General features: G+C 64.4%; 3 protein-coding genes. All 3 read right to left on the bottom strand.

Annotation, left to right across the window (positions count from 1 at the left end; translation table 11 throughout):
* On the bottom strand, window positions 1-147 hold a 147-nt coding region (locus VEK15_17610; protein ID HXV62521.1), incomplete at its 3' end, for a helix-turn-helix domain-containing protein.
* A gap of 110 nt (window positions 148-257) precedes the next feature.
* Entirely contained in the window at window positions 258-1,697 is a 1,440-nt protein-coding gene (locus tag VEK15_17605; GenBank protein HXV62520.1) for a GWxTD domain-containing protein, read from the bottom strand.
* A 10-nt stretch (window positions 1,698-1,707) separates the two neighbouring features.
* The coding region (locus VEK15_17600; GenBank protein HXV62519.1) for a hypothetical protein at window positions 1,708-2,149 on the bottom strand (442 nt) is incomplete at its 5' end.

Raw genomic sequence — 2,149 nt, 5'->3', positions numbered from 1 at the left:
TCCCGGAAGGGTTTCGAGGTCGCTGGCCTCCAGTGCCTGAAGGTAGCGACGGGAAATGCGGGTCGTCCGGGCGATGGCGTCGAGGGTATCCCCGGACGCCTCTCGGGCATCCCTCAGCTGCGTTCCGAAGCTCTTCTCGTTTGCCAACCAGCTGGCCCCTTGCGGACGCGGGTCGGCGCGCTCGGAAGATCCCGAATCCGGACGCGTCTATTTTTAGCGCAGGCCGTGCCCGGTGTCCAGTTCGGTGTTGGAAGAGCTCAGCGCTCGAGCGTGAAGCTCGCGCGCCCCTCGAGGGTTTCCCCGGTCAGCCCGTCCTCGACTTGCACGAGAACACGGTACTCGCCGGGCGAGAAGCTCGCGAGCGGAATTTCATCGCTCGCCAGCGCCTGACCCTCGGCGACGAGCATGGGCTTGGGCTCGGTCTGGGCACGCTCCTGGCCGTCGAGGTAGAAGACGTAGCGTGTCGTCAGCTCGGGCGTGCGATCCGTCGGGAAGTAGACGTAATAGAAAAGCCCCAGGGAGTCCGCGGAGCGGAAGGGCCTCTGTCCCTTGGGTGAAAGATGGACCGAGCCGAACTGGAAGGCCCGCCCCGGGGTGCCGGCACGAGCGTCGGATTTTTCGGCCCCATCGTAGAGCACGATCGAGGACATCCGCAGCCCGTTCCCTTCGAAGCCCGGGACCTGAAGCGTCATCACGCGGGTGCCGAAAGCAGGTGTCTCTGCGTCCAGGACGCCAAGATGAACGGTATAGTCGCCCGGCGCGAGCTGCAGCGGAATCTCGCTCGCCTTGTGCTCGAACCGCTGTGACGTGCCTCCGCCGATCGGAGTGACGGCGCCGAAGACTGTCATCTCTTGCTCGGTCTCGACGAGGAGTGCCATGTACGCCGCGCCGTCGAACGAACGGAAGAAAGCAACTGTGACGTCGAAAGGCAACTCGTCGCTCACGGGAGCCCCGGCGATGAGGTCATCGAGGATCTGGGTCGCGAGACTCGAATTTGCCGCGTTGTCCGTGACGTCGGTCTGGGGCGCGACGAGTCGACCGTTCTCGAGGACATAGCCGATTTCCGGCCACGCGATGAGCGACTGCCGGCGCGTCTCGAGAGCGCGCTCGAGATCCTCGGAGAGAATGAGCCGATAGCCGTAGCCGGGCTGGGCTCGAAAGCGCACGTCCAAGCCGTCGGGAAATCCCGAGGCCTCGTCGGGCGGATAGCGCCACGTCTGGATTCGCTGAGATCTGCTATCGACCGGGCTCCCAGGCCTGCCGGCGCCGCCGCCCTGACCGGCGGGAGTGAGCTCGGTCGTGCTTCCTTCGAGGCCTTCGGGAATGCCGCCGTTCGACGGGAGCGGGATGCTGCCGCGGCCCATGTCGATGCTGGCGGGAAAACCGAGTAAGAGAAAGAGCTGGCCCATCTCGCTCTGCGAACCGGGGCCGACCCGGGCGCGAAAACGCTCGTCGGCGATGGCGACGCGACGCTCGAAGTCGTGCCGGAACTCGTTCTCGGTGGTACGGGGATCGGGGTCGCGTCGCGACCAGAAGATGTCACGAAACAAATCACGATCGTCGTCGTTCGAAAGGCCGCGGAAAATACTCGCTTCTTCCCGGGTAATGAGGGCGGCAACCTCTCGCTCGAGCCAGCGCTCGTCGTCTTTGTCGAGGCCTTGAACGGCACCCACGCCTAGAAGGAAGAGCCAGATCACGATGTTCTCCTTACGTCGGTCGGCGATCAGCGAGCCGCCGATCTCCACACACCTTAGACGACGCGCAGAGGAGTAGCAACAGGTAGAAAATTCCGTATTCCACGACGCGGTAGGTGAACGCGGTTTCGGGGTCGTGGAACCAGGCGTATGCGAAGCTCACGAGGTGAGTGAACGCCAGAAACGGCAGGTTTCTCGTGACGACGGCGAAGGGGAGGATCCAGAGAACGTACCACGCGTTGACGATGGGCGAGAGGATCAGCAGGGAGCCCAGGACGTAGAGGGCTTCGTTCGGCAGCGCGCTTCGATCACGGAGTGCCCACGTCCGCCGACCAACGATGACCAGGAGCGCGACGGCGACTACAGGCTTCGCCGGGGCGACGGCGTCGAGCAAGCGGTAGAGTCCGGCGTTGAAGACCCAGAATTCGGCCATGGCGGATGTGCCGGATATGAGG

The organism is Vicinamibacteria bacterium (assembly GCA_035620555.1).
Classification (GTDB): Bacteria; Acidobacteriota; Vicinamibacteria; order Marinacidobacterales; family SMYC01; genus DASPGQ01.
This window is presented reverse-complemented; position numbering and strand designations above follow the sequence as displayed.